The organism is Streptomyces curacoi, assembly GCF_001513975.1.
In the GTDB taxonomy this organism is placed as follows: Bacteria; Actinomycetota; Actinomycetes; order Streptomycetales; family Streptomycetaceae; genus Streptomyces; species Streptomyces curacoi.
The window spans coordinates 290557-309854 of the sequence record NZ_KQ947987.1 but is presented as its reverse complement, the minus strand read 5'-3'; the positions used below and the strand labels follow the sequence as shown (position 1 = coordinate 309854).

14 protein-coding genes are annotated in these 19298 nt (G+C 68.7%); 4 read left to right on the top strand and 10 right to left on the bottom strand.

Features of this window, described 5'->3' with window-relative positions:
- Nucleotides 1-215: 215 nt before the first annotated feature.
- Complete coding sequence (locus tag AQI70_RS14855; RefSeq protein ID WP_062149019.1) at nucleotides 216-1232, bottom strand: PLL family lectin; 1017 nt, start codon at nucleotides 1230-1232, stop codon at nucleotides 216-218.
- Nucleotides 1233-1328: 96 nt separating this feature from the next.
- On the opposite strand from AQI70_RS14855, the gene AQI70_RS14850 reads away from it, so the two are divergent.
- The 3 genes from AQI70_RS14850 to AQI70_RS14845 all read left to right on the top strand — a co-directional run bounded on the left by AQI70_RS14850 (nucleotide 1329) and on the right by AQI70_RS14845 (nucleotide 2927).
- Nucleotides 1329-2225, top strand: coding sequence for an NAD(P)-dependent oxidoreductase (locus AQI70_RS14850; RefSeq protein WP_062149016.1), 897 nt, complete (start codon nucleotides 1329-1331; stop codon nucleotides 2223-2225).
- Nucleotides 2222-2368, top strand: coding sequence for a hypothetical protein (locus AQI70_RS39145; protein WP_159042662.1), 147 nt, complete (start codon nucleotides 2222-2224; stop codon nucleotides 2366-2368). Before AQI70_RS14850 ends, AQI70_RS39145 begins: the two co-directional genes overlap by 4 nt.
- Nucleotides 2369-2555: 187 nt before the next feature.
- The gene (locus AQI70_RS14845) at nucleotides 2556-2927 is read left to right on the top strand and encodes a PIN domain-containing protein (RefSeq protein ID WP_062149013.1); all 372 of its coding nucleotides are present in this window, start codon (nucleotides 2556-2558) and stop codon (nucleotides 2925-2927) included.
- A gap of 75 nt (nucleotides 2928-3002) precedes the next feature.
- Here the strand turns inward: AQI70_RS14845 and AQI70_RS14840 are convergent, their stop codons facing one another.
- The 9 genes from AQI70_RS14840 to ngcE form a co-directional block, all read right to left on the bottom strand.
- A complete protein-coding gene (locus AQI70_RS14840; RefSeq protein ID WP_062149010.1) occupies nucleotides 3003-4526 on the bottom strand; it encodes an amino acid permease in 1524 nt (507 codons plus the stop codon).
- Between the two features lie 144 nt (nucleotides 4527-4670).
- Complete coding sequence (gene dxs, locus AQI70_RS14835) at nucleotides 4671-6599, bottom strand: 1-deoxy-D-xylulose-5-phosphate synthase (protein ID WP_062149008.1); 1929 nt, start codon at nucleotides 6597-6599, stop codon at nucleotides 4671-4673.
- Nucleotides 6600-6794: 195 nt separating this feature from the next.
- The gene (locus tag AQI70_RS14830) at nucleotides 6795-8090 is read right to left on the bottom strand and encodes a sugar ABC transporter permease (RefSeq protein WP_062149005.1); all 1296 of its coding nucleotides are present in this window, start codon (nucleotides 8088-8090) and stop codon (nucleotides 6795-6797) included.
- The gene (locus AQI70_RS14825) at nucleotides 8087-8887 is read right to left on the bottom strand and encodes an ATP-binding cassette domain-containing protein (RefSeq protein WP_037886161.1); all 801 of its coding nucleotides are present in this window, start codon (nucleotides 8885-8887) and stop codon (nucleotides 8087-8089) included. Before AQI70_RS14825 ends, AQI70_RS14830 begins: the two co-directional genes overlap by 4 nt.
- A gap of 210 nt (nucleotides 8888-9097) precedes the next feature.
- The gene (locus AQI70_RS14820; protein ID WP_062149002.1) at nucleotides 9098-10195 is read right to left on the bottom strand and encodes a sugar ABC transporter substrate-binding protein; all 1098 of its coding nucleotides are present in this window, start codon (nucleotides 10193-10195) and stop codon (nucleotides 9098-9100) included.
- 133 nt (nucleotides 10196-10328) lie between these two features.
- Nucleotides 10329-11528 (bottom strand): ROK family transcriptional regulator, encoded by a 1200-nt coding sequence (locus AQI70_RS14815; RefSeq protein WP_003997070.1) that lies wholly within the window; start codon nucleotides 11526-11528, stop codon nucleotides 10329-10331.
- A gap of 209 nt (nucleotides 11529-11737) precedes the next feature.
- Nucleotides 11738-12670, bottom strand: coding sequence for a carbohydrate ABC transporter permease (locus tag AQI70_RS14810; protein ID WP_062148999.1), 933 nt, complete (start codon nucleotides 12668-12670; stop codon nucleotides 11738-11740).
- Nucleotides 12671-12683: 13 nt separating this feature from the next.
- Nucleotides 12684-13607, bottom strand: coding sequence for a carbohydrate ABC transporter permease (locus tag AQI70_RS14805; protein ID WP_062148996.1), 924 nt, complete (start codon nucleotides 13605-13607; stop codon nucleotides 12684-12686).
- A gap of 37 nt (nucleotides 13608-13644) precedes the next feature.
- Nucleotides 13645-15108: an N-acetylglucosamine/diacetylchitobiose ABC transporter substrate-binding protein gene (ngcE, locus tag AQI70_RS14800; protein ID WP_062148993.1), complete on the bottom strand. Its 1464-nt coding sequence runs from the start codon at nucleotides 15106-15108 to the stop codon at nucleotides 13645-13647.
- 428 nt (nucleotides 15109-15536) lie between these two features.
- Between ngcE and AQI70_RS14795 the strand changes: the two genes are divergently transcribed.
- Nucleotides 15537-19280: a GH92 family glycosyl hydrolase gene (locus AQI70_RS14795; RefSeq protein WP_062150042.1), complete on the top strand. Its 3744-nt coding sequence runs from the start codon at nucleotides 15537-15539 to the stop codon at nucleotides 19278-19280.
- Nucleotides 19281-19298 lie beyond the last annotated feature (18 nt).

The window sequence follows — 19298 nt, the reverse complement described above, 5'->3', positions numbered from 1 at the left end:
GCGCACGTGCCTGGGGACTCCGCCCCCAGACCCCCGTATCGGCCTGAACGGCCTCGTCCTCAAACGCCGGACGGGCTGAAGTTGCCGGGACCGGCGTTCAGAAATCGTCGGAACCGCCTTCAAGGCGACAGCCCGCCGAACGCCCCCAAGGGGCTTGAGCAACCACGTACCACCCGCAGCCGCCGTACAAGAGCAGCCCCCACCCCTCAGGCGCCTTAGACCTCCCGCCAAGCCTCCAGCGCCAGCCCCGGCTCGTCCTTGCGCCGGGTGATCAGAAGCTGCCCCGTGGCCGGGGACGACGTGGCCGCCACGACCCGCTCGTCCGCGTCCACCGCCAGCGCCACCACCGCGTCCACCGGCAGCTGCGGCCCCGACTCGGTCCACCACGCGCCCGCCGACTCCTGCTCCGTCGGATAGGCGGCGAAGGCGACCCGGCCGCCGGCGGAGCGCTGGGCGAGCAACGTGCAGTCATGGCCGTCGAGTCGGCAGCGGATCGCGGACACCGGGCCGGGACCTGCGGACGGCAGCAAGGTCACCGGCTTGGTGCCGGGGCGCCAGGCGCACAGGTCGCCGGTGTCGTCCGTGTAGAAGAGGGTGGTGTGGTCCGCGGACGTGGCCAGGGCGTACAGGGTGCCCGGGCGGGCCGGGGTCTCCAGCGCCTCCTCCAGGACCGGGACACTGCCCGGCTTCTCCTGCCGCCAGTGCAGGACCGCACCGGGAACGGCCGCGTACAGCTCGACGAGCCCGGACTCCCCCGTCACAGCGGCCTGCCGGTCCTCGACCTCCCGTCCCTTGAGATCGCGCCAGGGCCCCCAGCCGCCCACCTCCTTCTGCCCGCGCATGCTCACCCCGCCGGCGCCGTTGCGGACGAAGACATGGGCCCGCCCCTGGGCGTCGACCGTGACGGCGGGCGTGCCGGTGCGGTCGCCGCTCTTGTCGGGGTGGCCGATGGAGATCCAGTCCAGGGCGGCCAGGCGGGGCCGGAAGTGCGTGGAGTGGACCAGTCCCGCCTCACCCGGCTTGGTGGGGCGCCAGGCGGCCAGATGGGCGTAGGCGTCGGTGCCCTGGCCGACCGCGGGGCCGGGGCGCAGCTTCTGGTCGCCGCCGACCCGGCGCGGGGGGTCCCAGGGACCGCCGGGTCCGAGCTCCGCCCGGCACAGGACGGCGTCATCGGTCGGGAGATAGACGCTGAGGCGGCCGTCGCGGCCGCGGATGAGCCAGTCGCCGTTCACCGGATCACTCTATTCGGGGCGGGTCGCCGGGCCCGCTCCGCCCCCGGGCAAGCTTGGATCACAGCAACGTCCGTGCGAGAGAAGGAAGTCGACGTCATGACCGACAAGCTCACCGTGAGCGTCCTGGGCACCGGCATCATGGGCGCCGCGATGGCCCGCAACATCGCAAAGGCCGGGCACAGCGTCCGCGCCTGGAACCGCACCCGCGCCAAGGCCGAGCCCCTGGCCGCCGACGGCGCCTTCGTCGCCGGCTCCCCCGCCGAGGCGGTGCAGGGCGCCGACGTCGTCCTGACCATGCTGTACGACGGTCCGGCGGCGCTGGACGTCATGCGTGCGGCGGCGCCCGCGCTGCGCTCGGGTGTCGCCTGGGTGCAGTCGACGACCGCCGGCGTCGAGGGGATCGCCGACCTGGCCGCCTTCGCCCGCGAGTACGGCCTCGTCTTCTACGACGCCCCGATGCTGGGCACCCGTCAGCCCGCCGAGGCCGGCCGGCTCACCGTGCTGGCGGCGGGGCCGGTCGAGGGGCGGCCGGCGGTGACGCCGGTGTTCGACGCCGTCGGCGCCCGTACGGTGTGGACCGGCGAGGACGGCGGGGCGGGCACGGCGACCCGCCTGAAGCTGGTCGCCAACAGCTGGGTGCTCGCGGTGACGAACGCGGCCGGTGAGGTGCTGGCGCTGTCCAAGGCCCTCGACGTGGATCCGCAGCGATTCTTCGAGGTGATCGACGGCGGCCCGCTCGACATGGGGTATCTGCGGGCCAAGACGGGGCTGGTGCTGGAGGACCGGCTGTCCCCGGCCCAGTTCGCGGTGGCCACGGCGGCGAAGGACGCACGGCTCATCGTGGAGGCGGGCGAACGGTACGGCGTACGCCTGGATGTCGCCGCGGCGAGCGCGGAGCGCTTCGAACGGGCGGCTGCCCAGGGGCACGGGAACGAGGACATGGCGGCGGCGTACTTCGCGAGCTTCGACGAACTGGGCACGGCCGAGGAGTGAGCCGCACGGGCCTGGCCCATGGCCGCCGCACGGCCCTGCCCCAGGCCCACGAACGCCGTGCGCGCCCCGATTCCTGCCCCACGGACGCGCGGCCCGTCGCGGGGGCGGGTGAGCGGTACGGCGAACACCTGGCCGAGGAGTGAGCCACACGGGCCTGGCCCGTGGCCGCCGTACGGCCCTGGCCCACGAACGCCGTGCGCGCCCTGGATCCTGTGCCTCACGGACGCCGTGCGCCTTCCGTGGCCACCGGCGCCGACGCCGTCCGGCCCCGTCCCACCGGCGCCGACGCCGTCCGGCCCCGTCCCACCGGCGCCGTGCGACCCTTGCCCCATGACTGAGGACGCCCCCCTGCTCGTGATCGTCGACGGCGCGAACGTGGTCGGGTCGGTGCCCGACGGGTGGTGGCGGGACCGGCGGGGGGCCGCGGAGCGGCTGCGGGACCGGCTGGCGGTGGACGGGGTGCCGGGGCATGCGGGCCCCGTGGAGATCGTGCTCGTGGTGGAGGGGGCGGCCCGTGGGGTGGAGACGGTGCCGGGGGTGCGGGTGGAGTCCGCCGCCGGGAGCGGGGACGACCACATGGTCGAGCTCATGGAGCGGGCCGGTGGGCGGCCCTGCCTCGTGGTGACCGCGGATCGGGAACTGCGCAGGAGAGTCACGGAGTTGGGGGCGGAGGTGGCGGGGCCGCGCACGGTACGGCCGTAGCGAGCCGCCGTACGCCGACCAGGTACGGCTGCGTACGTACAGCACCCGCCCCCTCCACCACCCCCGCCTCCTCGGCTACTCGGTGTCGCCCCGCGGCGGCTTCACGACCTCGCCGACGGTCGTCTCCTCCTGCCGTCCGAGGCGGCTGTGGGTGCGGCCGTACAGGAAGTACACGAAGAAGCCGGCGGCCATCCAGATGGCGAACCGCACCCAGGTCTCGGCGGGCAGGTTGATCATCAGCCACAGCGAGGCGAGCACCGACAGGATCGGGATGACCGGCACCCACGGGGTGCGGAAGGCCCGGTGCAGGTCGGGGCGGGACCGGCGGAGGATGATCACGCCGAGGGCGACGACCACGAAGGCGAACAGGGTGCCGATGTTCACCAGGGCGGCGAGTTCGGTGAGCGGCGTGAAGCCGGCGAGGATCGCGATGACCACGCCGAGCAGGATGGTCGGGCGGTGCGGCGTCTTGAACTTCGGGTGGACGTGGGAGAAGAAGCGGGGCAGCAGTCCGTCGCGGCTCATCGCGAAGAAGACGCGGGTCTGGCCGAGGAGCAGGATCATGCAGACCGTCGTGAGGCCGACCGCCGCGCCGAAGCTGATGAAGCCCGCGAACCAGGGATGTCCGGTGGCCTTGAACGCGTCGGCGAGCGGGGCGTCCACGGACAGCCGGCTGTAGTGCTGCATGCCGGTGACGACGATCGACACGGCGACGTACAGCGCGGTGCAGATGAAGAGGGAGCCGAGGATGCCGCGGGGCATGTCCCGCTGCGGGTTCCGGGTCTCCTCGGCCGCCGTGGCCACCACGTCGAAGCCGATGAAGGCGAAGAACACCACCGAGGCGGCGGTGAAGATGCCCATCACGCCGAAGTTGGAGGGCGCCCAGCCGAACATCAACTGGATCAGCGGGGCCTGGAGACTCTCCCCGGCTTCCACTGCCTTCTCCTTCGGGACGAAGGGGCTGTAGTTGTCGCCGTCGATGAAGAAGGCACCGGCGATGATCACGGTCAGCACGACCGTCACCTTGATGGCGACGACGAGCGAGGTGATCCGCGCGGACAGCTTCATGCCGAGCACGAGGATGCCGGTGAGGACGAGGACGAGCGCGGCGGCGAGGATGTCGAAGCCGAAGACGTCGGCGCCCTCGCGACTGCCCAGGGCCGCGGGCATCTCCCAGCCCGCGTTGTCCATGAGTGACTGGATGTAGCCCGACCAGCCGACGGCCACCACCGCCGTGCCGAGCGCGAACTCCAGGACCAGGTCCCAGCCGATGATCCAGGCGGGCAGTTCACCGAGGGAGGCGTACGAGAACGTGTACGCCGACCCGGCGACCGGGACGGTGGAGGCGAACTCGGCGTAACAGAGCGCGGCCAGCGCGCAGGCCACGCCGGCCGCGACGAACGCCAGCGCCACCGCGGGTCCGGCGTTGTTCTTGGCGACCGTTCCGGTCAGGACGAAAATGCCGGTGCCGATGATGACACCGACACCGAAGACGGTCAGATCCAGCGCGGACAAGGACTTCTTGAGCGCGTGCTCTGGCTCCTCGGTGTCGAGGATGGACTGCTCGACTCTCTTCGTCCGGAAGAGTGTGCTGCTCACAGGCGTACCTCCCACGCTTGTCGTCCTCGACATGATCGAGAGGGGGCGTGGTACGCATGCCCCGGCCCGGGCGGATTCACGCAGATGGGCCGGTTTCACCACCGCACGAGTGGTGAAACCGGCCCATCCAGCCGCGTGAAGGTGTCAGTCGCGCGCGGGCTCCACCGAGTCGACCTCGGCCGCCGTACGGTCGAACCGGCCGTCCAGCTTGGCGACCAGGCCGGTGACCTGGCGGGCGATGTCGGGGGCGGTGAGGCCGATCTCGGCCATCACCTCGGCGCGGGAGGCGTGGTCGAGGAAGCGCGGCGGGATGCCGAAGTCACGCAACGGGACGTCCACGCCCGCGTCGCGCAGGGCCTGCGCGATCGCCGAGCCGACGCCGCCGACGCGGCTGTTGTCCTCGACGGTGACGACCACGCGGTGCCGCTCGGCGAGCGGGGCCATGGCCTCGTCGACGGGCTTGACCCAGCGCGGGTCGACGACGGTGGTGGAGATGCCCTGCCTGTTGAGCAGACCGGCGATCTCCAGGCACATCGGCGCGAGGGCGCCGACCGAGACGAGCAGCACGTCCGGGGTGTCGGTGCCGGGTTCGCGCAGCACGTCCATGCCGCCGACGCGGCCGACGGCGGGGACGGCGGGGCCGACGGCGCCCTTGGAGAAGCGGACCACGGTGGGGGCGTCCTTGACCTGGACGGCCTCGCGCAGCTGGGCCCGCACCTGGTCGGCGTCGCGCGGGGCGGCCAGCCGCAGCCCGGGCACCACCTGGAGGATCGACATGTCCCACATGCCGTTGTGGGAGGCGCCGTCGGTGCCGGTGATGCCGGCGCGGTCGAGCACGAAGGTGACCCCGCACTTGTGCAGGGCCACGTCCATGAGGACCTGGTCGAAGGCGCGGTTGAGGAAGGTGGCGTAGACGGCGAAGACGGGGTGCACACCGCCCGTCGCCAAGCCGGCCGCGGACACGGCGCCGTGCTGCTCGGCGATGCCGACGTCGTAGACCCGCTCGGGGAACCGCTTGGCGAACTTGTCGAGGCCCACCGGCTGGAGCATGGCGGCGGTGATCGCGACGATGTCCTCGCGCTCCTCGCCCAGCTTGACCATCTCCTCGCCGAACACGGAGGTCCAGTCGGCGCCGGACGTGGCGATCGGCAGTCCGGTGTCGGGGTGGATCTTGCCGACGGCGTGGAAGCGGTCGGCCTCGTCCTGGAGGGCGGGCTGGTAGCCGCGGCCCTTCTCGGTCAGGCAGTGCACGATGACCGGGCCGCCGAAGCGCTTGGCGCGTGCCAGCGCCGACTCCAGGGCCTCGATGTCGTGGCCGTCGATCGGGCCGACGTACTTCAGGCCGAGGTCCTCGAACATGCCCTGGGGCGCGATGAAGTCCTTGAGCCCCTTCTTCGCCCCGTGCAGGGTCTCGTAGAGCGGCTTGCCGACCACGGGCGTGCGGTCGAGGATCTCCTTCGTGCGGGCCAGGAAGCGCTCGTAGCCGTCGGTGGTGCGCAGGGTCGCCAGGTGGTTGGCGAGACCGCCGATGGTGGGCGCGTAGGAGCGCTCGTTGTCGTTGACGACGATGACGAGCGGGCGGTCCTTGGCCTCGGCGATGTTGTTCAGCGCCTCCCAGGCCATACCGCCGGTCAGCGCGCCGTCGCCGATGACGGCCACGACATGGCTGTCGCGTTCGAGCAGCTGGTTGGCCTTGGCGAGTCCGTCGGCCCAGCCGAGGACGGTCGAGGCGTGGGAGTTCTCGATGATGTCGTGCTCGGACTCGGCCTGCGAGGGGTAGCCGGACAGGCCGCCCTTCATCTTCAGCCGGCTGAAGTCCTGGCGGCCGGTGAGCAGCTTGTGCACGTAGGACTGGTGGCCGGTGTCCCACAGCACCTTGTCCTTGGGCGAGTCGAAGACCCGGTGCAGGGCGATGGTCAGCTCCACCACACCGAGGTTGGGGCCGAGGTGGCCGCCGGTCTTGGAAACCGCCTCGACGAGGAAGGTCCGGATCTCCTCTGCCAGCTGGTCCAGCTGCTCAGGGCTGAGCCGGTCCAGATCGCGCGGTCCCGTGATGCGGGTCAGCAGCGGCACCCGTGCCTCCTTGCAGTAGAGCTGTTCGAGCTGTTGCCGGGCGTGTCGAGTCTAATGTTCCGCCCTTGCGGCCGACGCCCGGGCGGTGGGTCGTACGTCACGCGTTCGGCTGTACCCAAGTCGTGGCATTCCTACGACACGACTGTGCCCGGCACCGCCACACGGTGCCGGGCACAGGGTCTGTGCGGGGCGGTGTTACGCGCGCCCCGCCGTCTTCTGCGTCTTACGGGTGATCGAGTCGATCACAACCGTGGTCAACAGAACACCCGCGGTGATCATGTACTTCACCGGCTCGGCGATCGACTCCAGCTGGAGCCCGTACTGGATCGACACGATCACCAGCACACCGAGCAGCGCGTTCCAGGTACGCCCACGCCCACCGAAGAGCGACGTACCGCCGATGACGGCCGCGGCGATCGCGTTCATCAGCAGGTCACCCGTACCGGCGCTCTGGTTGGCCGAAGCGATCTTCGAGGCCAGGAACAGACCGCCGATCGCGGCGAACCCGCCCGAGATGGCGAACACGGAGATCCGCACCGCGGTCACGTTGATACCCGCGCGACGCGAGGCCTCGACACTGCCACCGAGCGCGAAGACCTTGCGGCCGTACGACGTCCTGCGCAGCACGAAGTCCGTGGCGACCAGGAAGACCAGGAAGATCACCGTGGCCAGCGGCAGACCCTTGTACTGGTTGTACATGATCGCCGCGGCGAAGGAGACCACGCCCAGCAGCACCGTCCGCAGGAGGGTGTCGCTCAGCGGCCGGAACGGGATCCCGACGGACTCACGCCGGCGGTTGCCCAGGAACGAGGTGATGAAGAACAGCGCGGTGACCACGGCCGCCAGGCCGTACGCGGCGGCGACGTCCGTGAAGTGGTACGTGGTCAGCTGGCCGATGAACCCGTCGCTGTCGAGGTTGATCGTGCCGTTCTCGCCCAGCGTCTGGAGCATGAAGCCCAGCCAGAAGAGCAGACCGGCCAGGGTGACGGCGAACGCGGGAGCGCCGAGCACCGCGAAGAAGAAGCCGTGCGCCGCGCCGATGGCGGCACCGGCGGCGATGGCGAAGATCACCGCGGCCCACTCGGGCCAGCCCTGGTTGACCGCGAGGACGGCGGCGATGGCGCTGGACGCGCCGCTGACCGAGCCGACCGACAGGTCGATCTCGCCGAGCAGCAGCACGAACACGATGCCGACGGAGATCATGCCCGTGCCGACCATCGTGATGGTGATGTTGCTCAGGTTCTCCGCGGAGAGGAACGCCGAGTTCAGGCTCTGGAAGACGACGCAGATGACGATCAGGCCGAGGATGACCGGAAGGGAGCCCAGCTCACCGGCCTTCATCTTGCGCTTGAACTCGCCGAGGTAGCCGGCGAGGCCCTGCTCCTGGACCAGCAGTCGGGGGTCGACCGCGGTCACCGCGGCCGCGGCGGCCTCGGGGTTCTCGACGGCGTGCTCGTCCTGCGCGGTCGTGGAGGTCTTTTCGGCGCTCACTTGGATACCTCCCCGTTCGAGCCGGTCGTGCGCGCCGCACGGCGGGTGACGGCGTTGTCGGTGGCGCCGGTGATGGCGGAGATGATCTCCTCCTGCGAGGTCGTCTTGACCTCGAAGACGCCGTTGTTGCGGCCCAGGCGAAGGACCGCGACCTTGTCCGCCACGGCCTTGACGTCGGCCATGTTGTGGCTGATGAGGATGACGGCGTGCCCGCGCTCGCGCAGCCGCTCCACGAGGTCGAGGACCTGGGCGGTCTGCTCGACGCCGAGGGCGGCGGTGGGCTCGTCCAGGATGACCAGCTTGGGCTCGCCGAGCATGGACCGGGCGATGGCCACGGTCTGGCGCTGGCCGCCGGAGAGCGAGGCGATCGGGATACGGACGCTGGGGATGCGGATCGACAGCGTCTGGAGCAGCTCGCGGGAGCGGCGCTCCATCTCGACCTCGTCGAGGATGCCGCGCTTCTTGAGCTCACGGCCCAGGAAGAGGTTGCCGACGACGTCGATGTTGTCGCAGAGCGCGAGGTCCTGGTAGACCGTCGCGATGCCCAGGCTCTGGGCGTCGTGCGGCCGGTTGATCGAAACGGCCTTGCCTTCCCATTCGATGACGCCCTCATCGATGGGGTGCACGCCGGCGATCGTCTTGACCAGCGTGGACTTTCCGGCGCCGTTGTCGCCGACCAGGGCGACAACCTCACCGGCGTGGACCTCAAGCTCTACGTCGGTGAGCGCCTGAACGGCACCGAACCGCTTGGAGACCCCGCGCAACGCCAGCACGGGCGTAGCGGACACGTGAACCATCTCCTTCGCCGCCTGACCCGGCGGAAGGTAGTGCAGAGAAAATGCAGGGGTGGGTGGGTGGGGGACACACCGCGGGGAGTTCCGTCCGGCGCCCCGCCACGAGCTTGCGGGGCTGTCTGATGCGCGGGGCGCCGGAGGAGCCTGGGGCAGTCATGTCCCGTGCGGGAATCCGAGGAGGAGTTCCCGCATCTGGAAGGGACCTGACGCTGCTTACTTCTTGAGGCCGATCTTGTCGCAGGCAGCCTTGTACTTGCCCGCGCAGATCTCGTCGATCGTGTAGACGCCGTCCTTGATGACGGTGTCCTTGATGTTGTCCTTGGTCAGCGAGGTGACGTCGACCAGGACGGACGGGATGGCCTTGGCGCTGCCGCTGTCGACCTTGTCCTTGGCGATGGAGTCGAGCGACTTGCCCTGGGCGAGCGCGACGGCCATCTCGGCGGCGGCGTTGGCCTCGGGGGCGTACGGCTTGTAGACGCTCATGTACTGCTCACCGGCGACGATGCGCTGGACCCCCGCGAGCTCGGCGTCCTGGCCGGTGACCGGGACGTCGATGCCGGCGCCCTTCAGGGCCGTGATGATGCCGCCCGCCATGCCGTCGTTGGCGGAGTAGACACCGATGATCTTGTCCTTGCCGAGCGCGGAGATGGCCGCCTCCATGTTGGAGTTGGCGTTCTCCGGCTTCCACTCCTTGGTGTCGTACTCCTTGCCGATCTTCACCTTGCCGTCGAGGACGGAGTGCGCGCCCTCCTTGAACTGGGCGGCGTTCGGGTCGGTGACGGAGCCGTTCATCATGACGACCTGGCCGTCCTTGGCCTTGTCGCCCAGGGCCGTCAGCAGGGCTTCGCCCTGGGTCTTGCCGACCTGCACGTTGTCGAACGAGGTGTAGGCGCTGATCGGACCCTCGGCCAGGCGGTCGTAGGCGACGACCTTGATGCCGGCGTCGACGGCCCGCTGCACGGAGTTCTTGATCGCCTTGGCGTCGACGGCGTCCAGGATCAGCACGTCGACCTTGTTGGTGATCATGGTGTCGACCTGCTGGGCCTGCAGGTTGGCGTCCTGCTTGGCGTTGTTGTAGTCAACGGTGGCCTTGCCGTTCGTCAGCTCCTTGATCTTCTCCTCGATCAAAGGCCGGTCGAACTTCTCGTACCGCGCGGTCTGGTTCTCCGGGAGCAGGAGACCGACCTTGATGTCGTCGCCCTTGGCCGCGGTGGCGGTCTCGTCGCCGCCACCCGCTTCCTCAGCGCTGCCACAGGCGGCGAGAGAGATGGCCATCGCACCAGCGGCGATGGCAACAGAGACACGGCGCATACGCGTGTTCACTTCAGAAACCTCCCTGACGAGGCCGCGACACTGCGGCCGAGGTGGCTGGAAGTCAACTCGGCCACACGTGCGACGTCAAGAAGTAAATCCTTAACGGGTTGGCAACGGTGCCATCCGTTCTCTAAGTGAAGGCAGGGGTGGCCGCATGCAGCGTGCTGTCCAAAAGGGTTGAATCACCCATCTCGCTGAGCGCGAGGGCGAGCGCTCCGAGCACCTCCGCACGACCGCCAAGTGCCCCGGGAAGAACGGACAGTTGGCGCGCCGCACTGGGAATGGCGTAGCGGCCGACGGACTCCCGGATCGGCCCGAGGACCAGCTCACCGGCCTCGGCGAGATCACCACCCAGGACCACGCGGCTCGGGTTCAGGAGATTGCAGAGATTGGCGACTCCACTGCCGATATGACGGCCGACGTCGGCGATCACCCGACGGCAGCCCGGGTCCCCGTCCCTGGCCAGCCGTACGACACCCTCCATGGTCAGGTCGGTGCCGTGACTGGACTGGAGGAGCGGAAGCACATAGCGCGCCGCCGCGAAGGTCTCCAGGCAGCCACGGTTTCCGCAGCGGCAGACCGGGCCGGACTCATCAAGAGTAATATGCCCGATTTCTCCCGCCGTGCCACCCGGGCCCCGGTAGATCTTGCCGCTGATGACCAGACCGGCGCCGACACCGCTGGCGACCTTGATGTACGCCAGGTCGCGCACGCCCCGCCCGCTGCCCCAGACGAGCTCGCCCAGGGCGCCCAGGTTGGCGTCGTTGTCCACGTGCACGGGCACCCCGAGCCGGCCGCGCAGCTCCTCGGCGGGCTTGGTGCCGGTCCAGCCCGGCAGGATGGCGGTCGAGCCGAGGGTGCCGGACTCGACGTCGATGGGTCCCGGGACGCCCAGGCCCACCCCGGCGATCTTGGACCGGTCGACGCCCGTTGCTGCGATCAGGCGATTGACCAGCTCCTCCGCCCGGTCGAAGCCCTGCGTCGAGGAGGCGTCGACATCGAGCGGCTCGGACTCCTCGGCCAGCACCTGGTGGGCGAGATTCCCGACCGCGACGCGCAAATGCGTGTGCCCGAAGTCGACCCCTATGACGATCCCGGCGTCACCGCTCAGGGAGACGCTGCGGGCCCGGCGGCCACCCGCCGAAGTGGGTGTGACCTCGACCGTTCCGCCGTCCTTGAGCTCCCGGACGATGTTGGAGACCGTCGCCGCGGACAGACCCGTGGTCCTCGCGATCTCCGCCTGGGTGAGCGATCCGGCCAGCCGGACGGCCCGTACGACCCGCTCCAGGTTGGCTCGGTGCAGCGACGACTGCGACCCTGGAGTCTCCACGACGACCTCCTGCGCGCGGGGCCGCTTCGATGAGACCCCGTCTATGTCCAACTAGTGAACTCTAAGCTGAGCCGTTCGGGTTGGCTCCCGTCAAGAGGTTGAACCGGATCCGGGGGTGTGTACACGCACACGTGAGCCGCCCCGGGGCGGGACGGCTCACGGATGACACCGCGTGACGCGGTGCTTACGGCGGGGCGAACAGACAGCGTTTACTTCAGTGCACCGGCCGTCAGTCCCGCCTGGACCTGTCGCTGGAAGATGAAGTAGACGATGAGCACCGGCAGCATCGCGATCATCATGCCGGCCATCAGGGCGCCCCAGTCGTTCTCGTAGCCCTGCTGGAGGGCGATCATCGCCAGGCCCTGGGTGAGGACGTACTTGTCCTCGTTCTGGTTGAGGACCATCGGCAGCAGGTACTGGTTCCACTGGCCCAGGAAGTTGAAGATGCCGATGCTGATCAGGCCCGGCTTGGCCATCGGCAGCATCACCTGGAAGAACGTTCGCGTGTGCGACGCCCCGTCGATCAGCGCCGCCTCCGCGACCGACGTCGGCAGGGTGCGGAAGAAGGCCGTCATGAAGAAGACGGTGAACGGCAGCGAATAGGCGATGTAGACGAGGATCAGCCCGTGGTACGTCGCGAGGAGCGGGCTGCCGGGGAAGTCCCGCAGCACGAAGAACAGCGGGATCACCAGCATGAAGACCGGGAAGGACATGCCGGCCACGAACATGAAGTAGATGAACCGGTTGCCCGGGAAGGTGAACCGGGCCAGTACGTACGCCGCCATGGAGCCCAGCACCATGGTGCCGATCACCGAACCGCCCACCACGATCGCGGTGTTGAGGAAGTACTGGCCCATGTTCGCCTTGTTCCAGGCGTTGGCCCAGTTCTCGAAGTGGAGCGTGGTCGGCAGCCCCCAGGGATCGGAGAGGATGCCGTTGCTGGTCTTGAAGGAGCTCCACAGCACCCACAGCAGCGGCACGCCGACCATCAGCGCCCACAGGACGAGCATGCCGTGCGAGAAGACATGGAGTACGCCGCCCTCCGAGGAGCGGCCGTCGGTCGGGCCGAGCTTCCTGGTGACGCCGGGACGGACCGCCTCGTCCCTCTTGGTCACCGTGCCGGTGTTCGTGTCCGTCGTCATGTCGCCCGTACCCCTAGAACTCGATCCGCTCACGCCGCGCGAAGCGCATGGTGAGCACTGCGAACGTCATGGTGACGATGAGCATCGCGACGCCCATCGCGGACGCGTAGCCGAACTGGCTGTCGCGGAACGCCGTCAGATACAGCCGCAGCGGCATGACGTCCGTGGCGCCGTCGGGACCGCCCATGTTCACCGACATGATCTGCACCAGGGCGAAGCCGTCCAGGGCGATGATGCCCATGTACACCCAGCCGGTCTGCACGGTGTCCCACAGCAGCGGCAGGGTGATCCTGAAGAAGGTGGGGAAGCGGCCCGCCCCGTCGAGCAGCGCGGCCTCGTAGATGTCCCGCGGGATGGACGCCATCGCCGCCGAGAAGAGCACGACGTAGAAGCCCACGTGGGACCAGATCATCACCGCCATGATGCACAGCAGGGCGAGGCTCTTCTCGCCCAGCCAGGCGTTCTGGAGGCTGTCCAGGCCGACCGCGCCCAGCAGGGAGTTGAGCATGCCGTCCTGCGGGTCCGGGTTGTAGATGTTGAACCAGATGACGGCGATGATGGTGATGGAGATGACCTGCGGGAAGAAGAAGACGAAACGGTAGAACTTCGAGCCCGCGACGCCGGTGATGACTTCGTTCTTACGGCGCTTTCCCCCCACATTGAGCATGAAGGCGAAGAACAGACCGAGGCCCAGCGTCACGATCGGCACCGCGATCAGCATGTAGACGTTGTGCCACAGCGCGTTCCAGAAATCCTCGTTGTGCCACAGCTTCTCGAAGTTCTCCAGGCCGACGAACTTCGCCGTGCCGACCAGCCCCGACCAGTCGGTCAGCGAGATCTGGAACGCCTGGACGAACGGCGAGATCACGAAGACCGCGTAGACGATGACGGGCAGGGCCAGGAAGCCCACGATGAATCGGTATTTGCCGTGTTGCATGCTGCTTCCCGGCCCTTCCCTCTCGTATGTGCCCGGCCTACTTCTCGCGCTTGAACTTCTTGACGGAGTCGTCCTTGGCGACGGCGTCGGCGTACTGCTGCGTCCTTTTGATCCAGTCGGCCGCCTTGAGTTCGCCGGTGAGCAGCTGCCCGGTGAGACCGCCGATCTTCTCGTCCGTCAGCGAGGGGTACCACTCCTGCAGCTGGAGGCTGATGATGTTGTCGCCGGCGTCCTTGAAGGCCTTGCTCGCCGAGGCGAGGCCCGGCGAGAGAGTCATGCCCTCGGTGGCGTCGACCACACAGGTGAGCGACTTGACCTTGGTGGCGAAGTTCTGCGCGTGCTTCTTGGAGAGCATGATGCGCAGCAGCTCCATGCCGCCCGTCGGGTTCTTGCCCTTGCCGGCCACGATGTACGGCTCGCTGGGCTCGGCGCGCAGGGTGCCGTGCGGCATCTTGTCGCCAGAGCCGTCGAAGAGGGCGCCGACGGACATCTGGAAGTCCTTGGGCGTGGTCGGGGCGGCCTCGTTCTCCACCCAGGAGCCGTTGGGGATGAAGATGGCCTTGCCCTTGTTCCAGGCGGTCTGGGACTGAATGTGCGTCAGGCCCTGGCTGCCCTGGAGGAAGTACTTCTTGGCGGCCAGCTCCTCGTAGTGCTCGACGACCTGCTTGACCGCGTCGCTGCTGGTCCAGGCGTTCGGCTCCAGGTTGTCGATGGCGATCCAGCCATCCATGCCGCCGATCTTGGCGATCTGGGCGAACAGGTTGAAGTGGACGTAGTACGGATACTTTCCGGCGTACGTCCAGGGCGCGATGCCCTTCTTCTTGATCTCGCCGCAGAGCTTGACCATCTCGTCGAACGACTTGGGGTATTCCCAGCCGTTGTCGTCGAGGGCCTTCTGGGAGTACCAGGTGCCGTAGATGGTGAAGGCGTAGTAGAGCACGTCGAAGGTGTCGCCGTGCTTGCCCTTCTCGATGGTGCTCGGGTGGATGACGTCCGAGATCTTCTTGCTCGCGTCGTCCATCGAGGGCGCGTCCAGCAGCGCCTGCAGGTCCTGGAGCTGCCCCTGCGTGGACAGCTTGTTCATGTCGAGGTGGTCGGCGCCGGAGTTGTCGATGACGTCCGGCGGGTTGCCGCCGGCGAACCGCGGGGTCAGCTTGGGGCCGACCTGCTGGGTGCCGGTGTGCTTGACCTCGGCCTTGTACTTCGCCTTGTAGTCGGCCTCGGCGTCCTTGGCGTACTGGTCACCCAGGCCGCCCTTGAAGATGAACGCCTCCAGCGCGAGGCCCTCCTTGACCCCGAGGGGGTTGGTGGCGGACTTCGCGCCACCCGGCGCCTTGGTCGGCTCCTCGTTGCCGCCGCCCCCGCCGGTGGCGCACGCGGACAGGAAGCTCATCGTCGGTACGGAGATCAGACCGAGGGCGGCCGACCGCTTGATCAGATCGCGGCGTCCGACACCTGCGGAGCCGTTGTTCTCGGGGTTCTCGGCGGAAGTGGATCCCATGCTCAAGTCCTCGCCTTCTCCAGGACTCAGGCGGTGAACCGGATCCTCCCCGGCACCGCGGTCGGGTCGAGCTGGTCGTGCAGGCTGGGTCGTGCAGGAAGTGCGGATCGTGTGAATCGCCGACAGGTATAGTCCACTTCCCGCCAACGGAGCAAGATCGAATGCAAGGTTGGCCGACGGTCTTTTCCGAGTTGAGACCTGCCGGAAATATGAGCGGCCTGTGTGTTCCTTGGCGGAAAAATCCCTGTCCCTGGGCCCGAATGTCACACCCAACACCCTTGACATGGCTGAGCACTTGGGTCACAACTGATCCTTGCGCATCGAAGTTGACAACGTTGTCCCGTGCGCAGGGAGGGTACCCGTTGAAGCAGCAGAGAGCTCGGCACAGATGGGTTGAAACGGCGGTCGTGTCGGCGGCCGCCTTCGCTTTGGCCGTGAGCGCGCAGGGGGCGGCGGTGGCCCTGCCGGACGCTCCCGCGACGCCCGACCAGGAGTTCACCTCCTCCTTCGAGGCGGCCGACCCGGCACCCGACTGGCTCAACACCGTCGACACCGCCCCGGACGGCGCCAAGCGTGCCTCGGGTGTGGACGGCGGCTACAGCAGCGGCATTCCGGGCAATGTGACCGACCATGTCACGGACGTACGGGCGAGCGGCGAGAACACCGGCGGCGGGGAGGTGAAGGAGAACCTCGTCGACGGGGAGCCGAGCAGCAAGTGGCTGGTCTTCGAACCCACCGGGTGGCTGGAGTTCGACCTGGACAAAACAGTAAAAATCGCGAAATACGCGCTCACTTCGGCCAATGACCACGCCGAGCGGGACCCGCAGGACTGGACCCTGAAGGGCTCCACGGACGGCACCGACTGGAAGACCCTCGACACCCGCACCGGTGAGGCGTTCACCGAACGGTTCCAGACAAAGACGTACGACATCACCGAACCGGCCGAGTACCAGCGCTTCCGGCTGGAGGTCACCAGGAACAACGGCGCCTCCGGCATCCTGCAACTGGCCGACGTCCAGTTCTCCACGGGCGGCAGCGACGGCCCGGTGCCGCAGGACATGCTCTCCCTCGTCGACCGCGGCCCGAGCGGCTCCCCGACCGCGAAGGCGGGCGCGGGCTTCACCGGCAAGCGAGCCCTGCGATACGCCGGACGTCACACGGCGGACGGGCGGGCGTACTCGTACAACAAGGTCTACGACGTCAACGTGGCCGTCGGCCGCGACACCCGGCTCTCCTACCGGGTCTTCCCGTCGATGGCCGACGGCGACCGCGACTACGACGCCACGCACGTCTCGGTCGACCTGGCCTTCACCGACGGCACCCATCTCAGCGACCTCGGCGCCACCGACCAGCACGGCTTCCCGCTGTCCCCGCGCGGGCAGGGCGCGGCCAAGGTGCTGTACGTCAACCAGTGGAACAACGTGGTCTCACGGATCGGGTCGGTCGCGGCCGGGAAGACGGTCGACCGGATCCTGGTGGCGTACGACTCCCCGGAGGGCCCGGCGAAGTTCCGCGGCTGGCTGGACGACATCGCGCTGAAGCGCGTGCCGCCCGAGAAGCCCAAGGCCCACCCGTCCGACTACGCGCTCACCACCCGCGGCACCCTCTCCAGCGGCGGCTTCTCACGCGGCAACAACTTCCCGGCGACCGCCGTGCCGCACGGCTTCAACTTCTGGACGCCGGTGACGAACGCGGCCTCGCTGAGCTGGCTGTACGACTACGCACGCGCGAACAACGACGACAACCTGCCGACGATCCAGGCGTTCAGCGCGAGCCACGAGCCCAGCCCCTGGATGGGCGACCGGCAGACCTTCCAGGTGATGCCGTCGGCCGTCTCCGGCACCCCGGACCTGGGCCGTGAGGCACGGGAGCTCGCCTTCCGGCACGAGAACGAGATCGCGCGGCCGTACTACTACGGGGTGCGGTTCGAGAACGGGCTGAAGGCGGAGATGGCGCCGACCGACCACGCGGCGGCGCTGCGCTTCACCTACCCCGGCGACGACGCGAGCGTCCTCTTCGACAATGTGACGGACCAGGCCGGGCTCACCCTCGACAAGGAGAACGGGACCGTCACCGGGTACTCGGACGTGAAGTCCGGGCTGTCGACGGGAGCGACACGGCTGTTCGTGTACGGCGTGTTCGACAAGCCCGTGACCGAGGGCTCCGCCGGCGGGGTGAAGGGACACCTGCGCTTCGACGCCGGAGCCGACCGGACCGTCACCCTGCGCCTGGCCACCTCGCTCATCAGCGTCGACCAGGCCAAGGACAACCTGCGCCAGGAGATCCCCGACGGCACCTCCTTCGAGACGGTCAAGTCACGTGCCCAGCGCCAGTGGGACCGCCTCCTCGGCAAGGTCGAGGTGGAGGGCGCGACCCCGGACCAGCTGACCACCCTCTACTCCAGCCTGTACCGGCTCTACCTGTACCCCAACTCCGGGTTCGAGAAGGTCGGTGAGAAGTACCAGTACGCGTCACCGTTCTCACCGATGCCGAAGCCCGACACCCCGACGCACACCGGCGCGAAGATCGTGGACGGCAAGGTGTACGTCAACAACGGCTTCTGGGACACCTATCGGACGACCTGGCCCGCGTACTCACTGCTGACACCCGGCCAGGCGGGCGAGATGGTCGACGGCTTCGTGCAGCAGTACAAGGACGGCGGCTGGACCTCCCGCTGGTCCTCCCCCGGCTACGCGGACCTGATGACCGGCACCTCCTCGGACGTCGCCTTCGCCGACGCGTACGTCAAGGGCGTCGACTTCGACGCGAAGTCGGCGTACGACGCGGCCGTGAAGAACGCGACCGTCGTACCGCCCTCGTCCGGCGTGGGCCGCAAGGGCATGACGACCTCGCCCTTCCTCGGCTACACCGGCACCGAGACGCACGAGGGCCTGTCGTGGGCGCTGGAGGGCTACCTCAACGACTACGGCATCGCGCGGATGGGCCAGGCCCTGTACAGGCAGACCGGGGAGAAGCGGTACAAGGAGGAGTCGGAGTACTTCCTGAACCGGGCCCGCGGCTATGTGAACCTCTTCGACTCCAGGGCGGGCTTCTTCCAGGGCCGGGACGAGAAGGGCGACTGGCGCGTCGAGTCCTCCAAGTACGACCCGCGCGTATGGGGGTACGACTACACGGAGACGAACGGCTGGGGGTACGCCTTCACGGCGCCCCAGGACAGCCGGGGCCTGGCCAACCTGTACGGCGGGCGCGACGGTCTCGCCGACAAGCTCGACGAGTACTTCGCCACCCCGGAGACCGCCTCGCCCGACTTCGTCGGCTCCTACGGCGGTGTCATCCACGAGATGACGGAGGCGCGGGACGTCCGCATGGGCATGTACGGTCACTCCAACCAGGTCGCCCACCACGCCATCTACATGTACGACGCGGCCGGGCAGCCCTGGAAGGCGCAGCGGAACGTCCGTGAGGTGCTGTCGCGGCTGTACGTCGGCAGTGAGATCGGGCAGGGCTACCACGGCGACGAGGACAACGGCGAGCAGTCGGCCTGGTTCCTGTTCTCCGCGCTGGGCTTCTATCCGCTGGTGATGGGCAGTGGTGAGTACGCCATCGGCTCGCCCCTGTTCACCAGGGCGACGGTCCATCTGGAGAACGGCAGGGACCTGGTGGTCAAGGCGCCGAGGAACAGCGCGCGAAACGTGTACGTGCAGGGCCTGAAGGTCAACGGGGTTCCGTGGTCGTCGACCTCGCTGCCGCACTCGCTGATCGCGAAGGGCGGGGTGCTGGAGTTCGACATGGGGCCGCGACCGTCGTCGTGGGGCACCGGCAGGCACGCGGCGCCGGTGTCGATCACCAAGGACGACAAGGTGCCGGTGCCGAGGGCGGACGTACTCAACGGCGATGGGGCGCTGTTCGACGACACCTCGGCGACCGACGCGAGCGTGACCGCGCTGGAGCTGCCGGTGTCCGGGCGTACCGAGGCCGTGCAGTACACCCTGACGTCGTCGTCGGACCGGGCGAAGGCGCCGGCCGGCTGGACCCTCCAGGGCTCGTCCGACGGGACCACGTGGCGCACCCTCGACCGGCGTTCCGGGGAGTCCTTCGCCTGGGACAGGCAGACACGCGCGTTCACCGTGGGATCGCCGGGTACGTACGGGAGGTACCGCCTGGTGCTGGACGGCGAAGCCACGCTCTCGGAGGTCGAGCTGCTGTCCTGAACCGGGCCATCCGAGGGA

What these genes read in the sequence shown, in the direction of transcription:
- AQI70_RS14845 (WP_062149013.1), top strand. Translation starts at nt 2,556, where the DNA reads ATGACTGAGGACGCCCCCCTGCTCGTGATCGTCGACGGCGCGAACGTG.
- ngcE (WP_062148993.1), bottom strand. Translation starts at nt 15,108, where the DNA reads ATGGGATCCACTTCCGCCGAGAACCCCGAGAACAACGGCTCCGCAGGT.
- AQI70_RS14825 (WP_037886161.1), bottom strand. Translation starts at nt 8,887, where the DNA reads ATGGTTCACGTGTCCGCTACGCCCGTGCTGGCGTTGCGCGGGGTCTCC.
- AQI70_RS14850 (WP_062149016.1), top strand. Translation starts at nt 1,329, where the DNA reads ATGACCGACAAGCTCACCGTGAGCGTCCTGGGCACCGGCATCATGGGC.
- AQI70_RS14810 (WP_062148999.1), bottom strand. Translation starts at nt 12,670, where the DNA reads ATGACGACGGACACGAACACCGGCACGGTGACCAAGAGGGACGAGGCG.
- AQI70_RS14820 (WP_062149002.1), bottom strand. Translation starts at nt 10,195, where the DNA reads ATGCGCCGTGTCTCTGTTGCCATCGCCGCTGGTGCGATGGCCATCTCT.
- AQI70_RS14805 (WP_062148996.1), bottom strand. Translation starts at nt 13,607, where the DNA reads ATGCAACACGGCAAATACCGATTCATCGTGGGCTTCCTGGCCCTGCCC.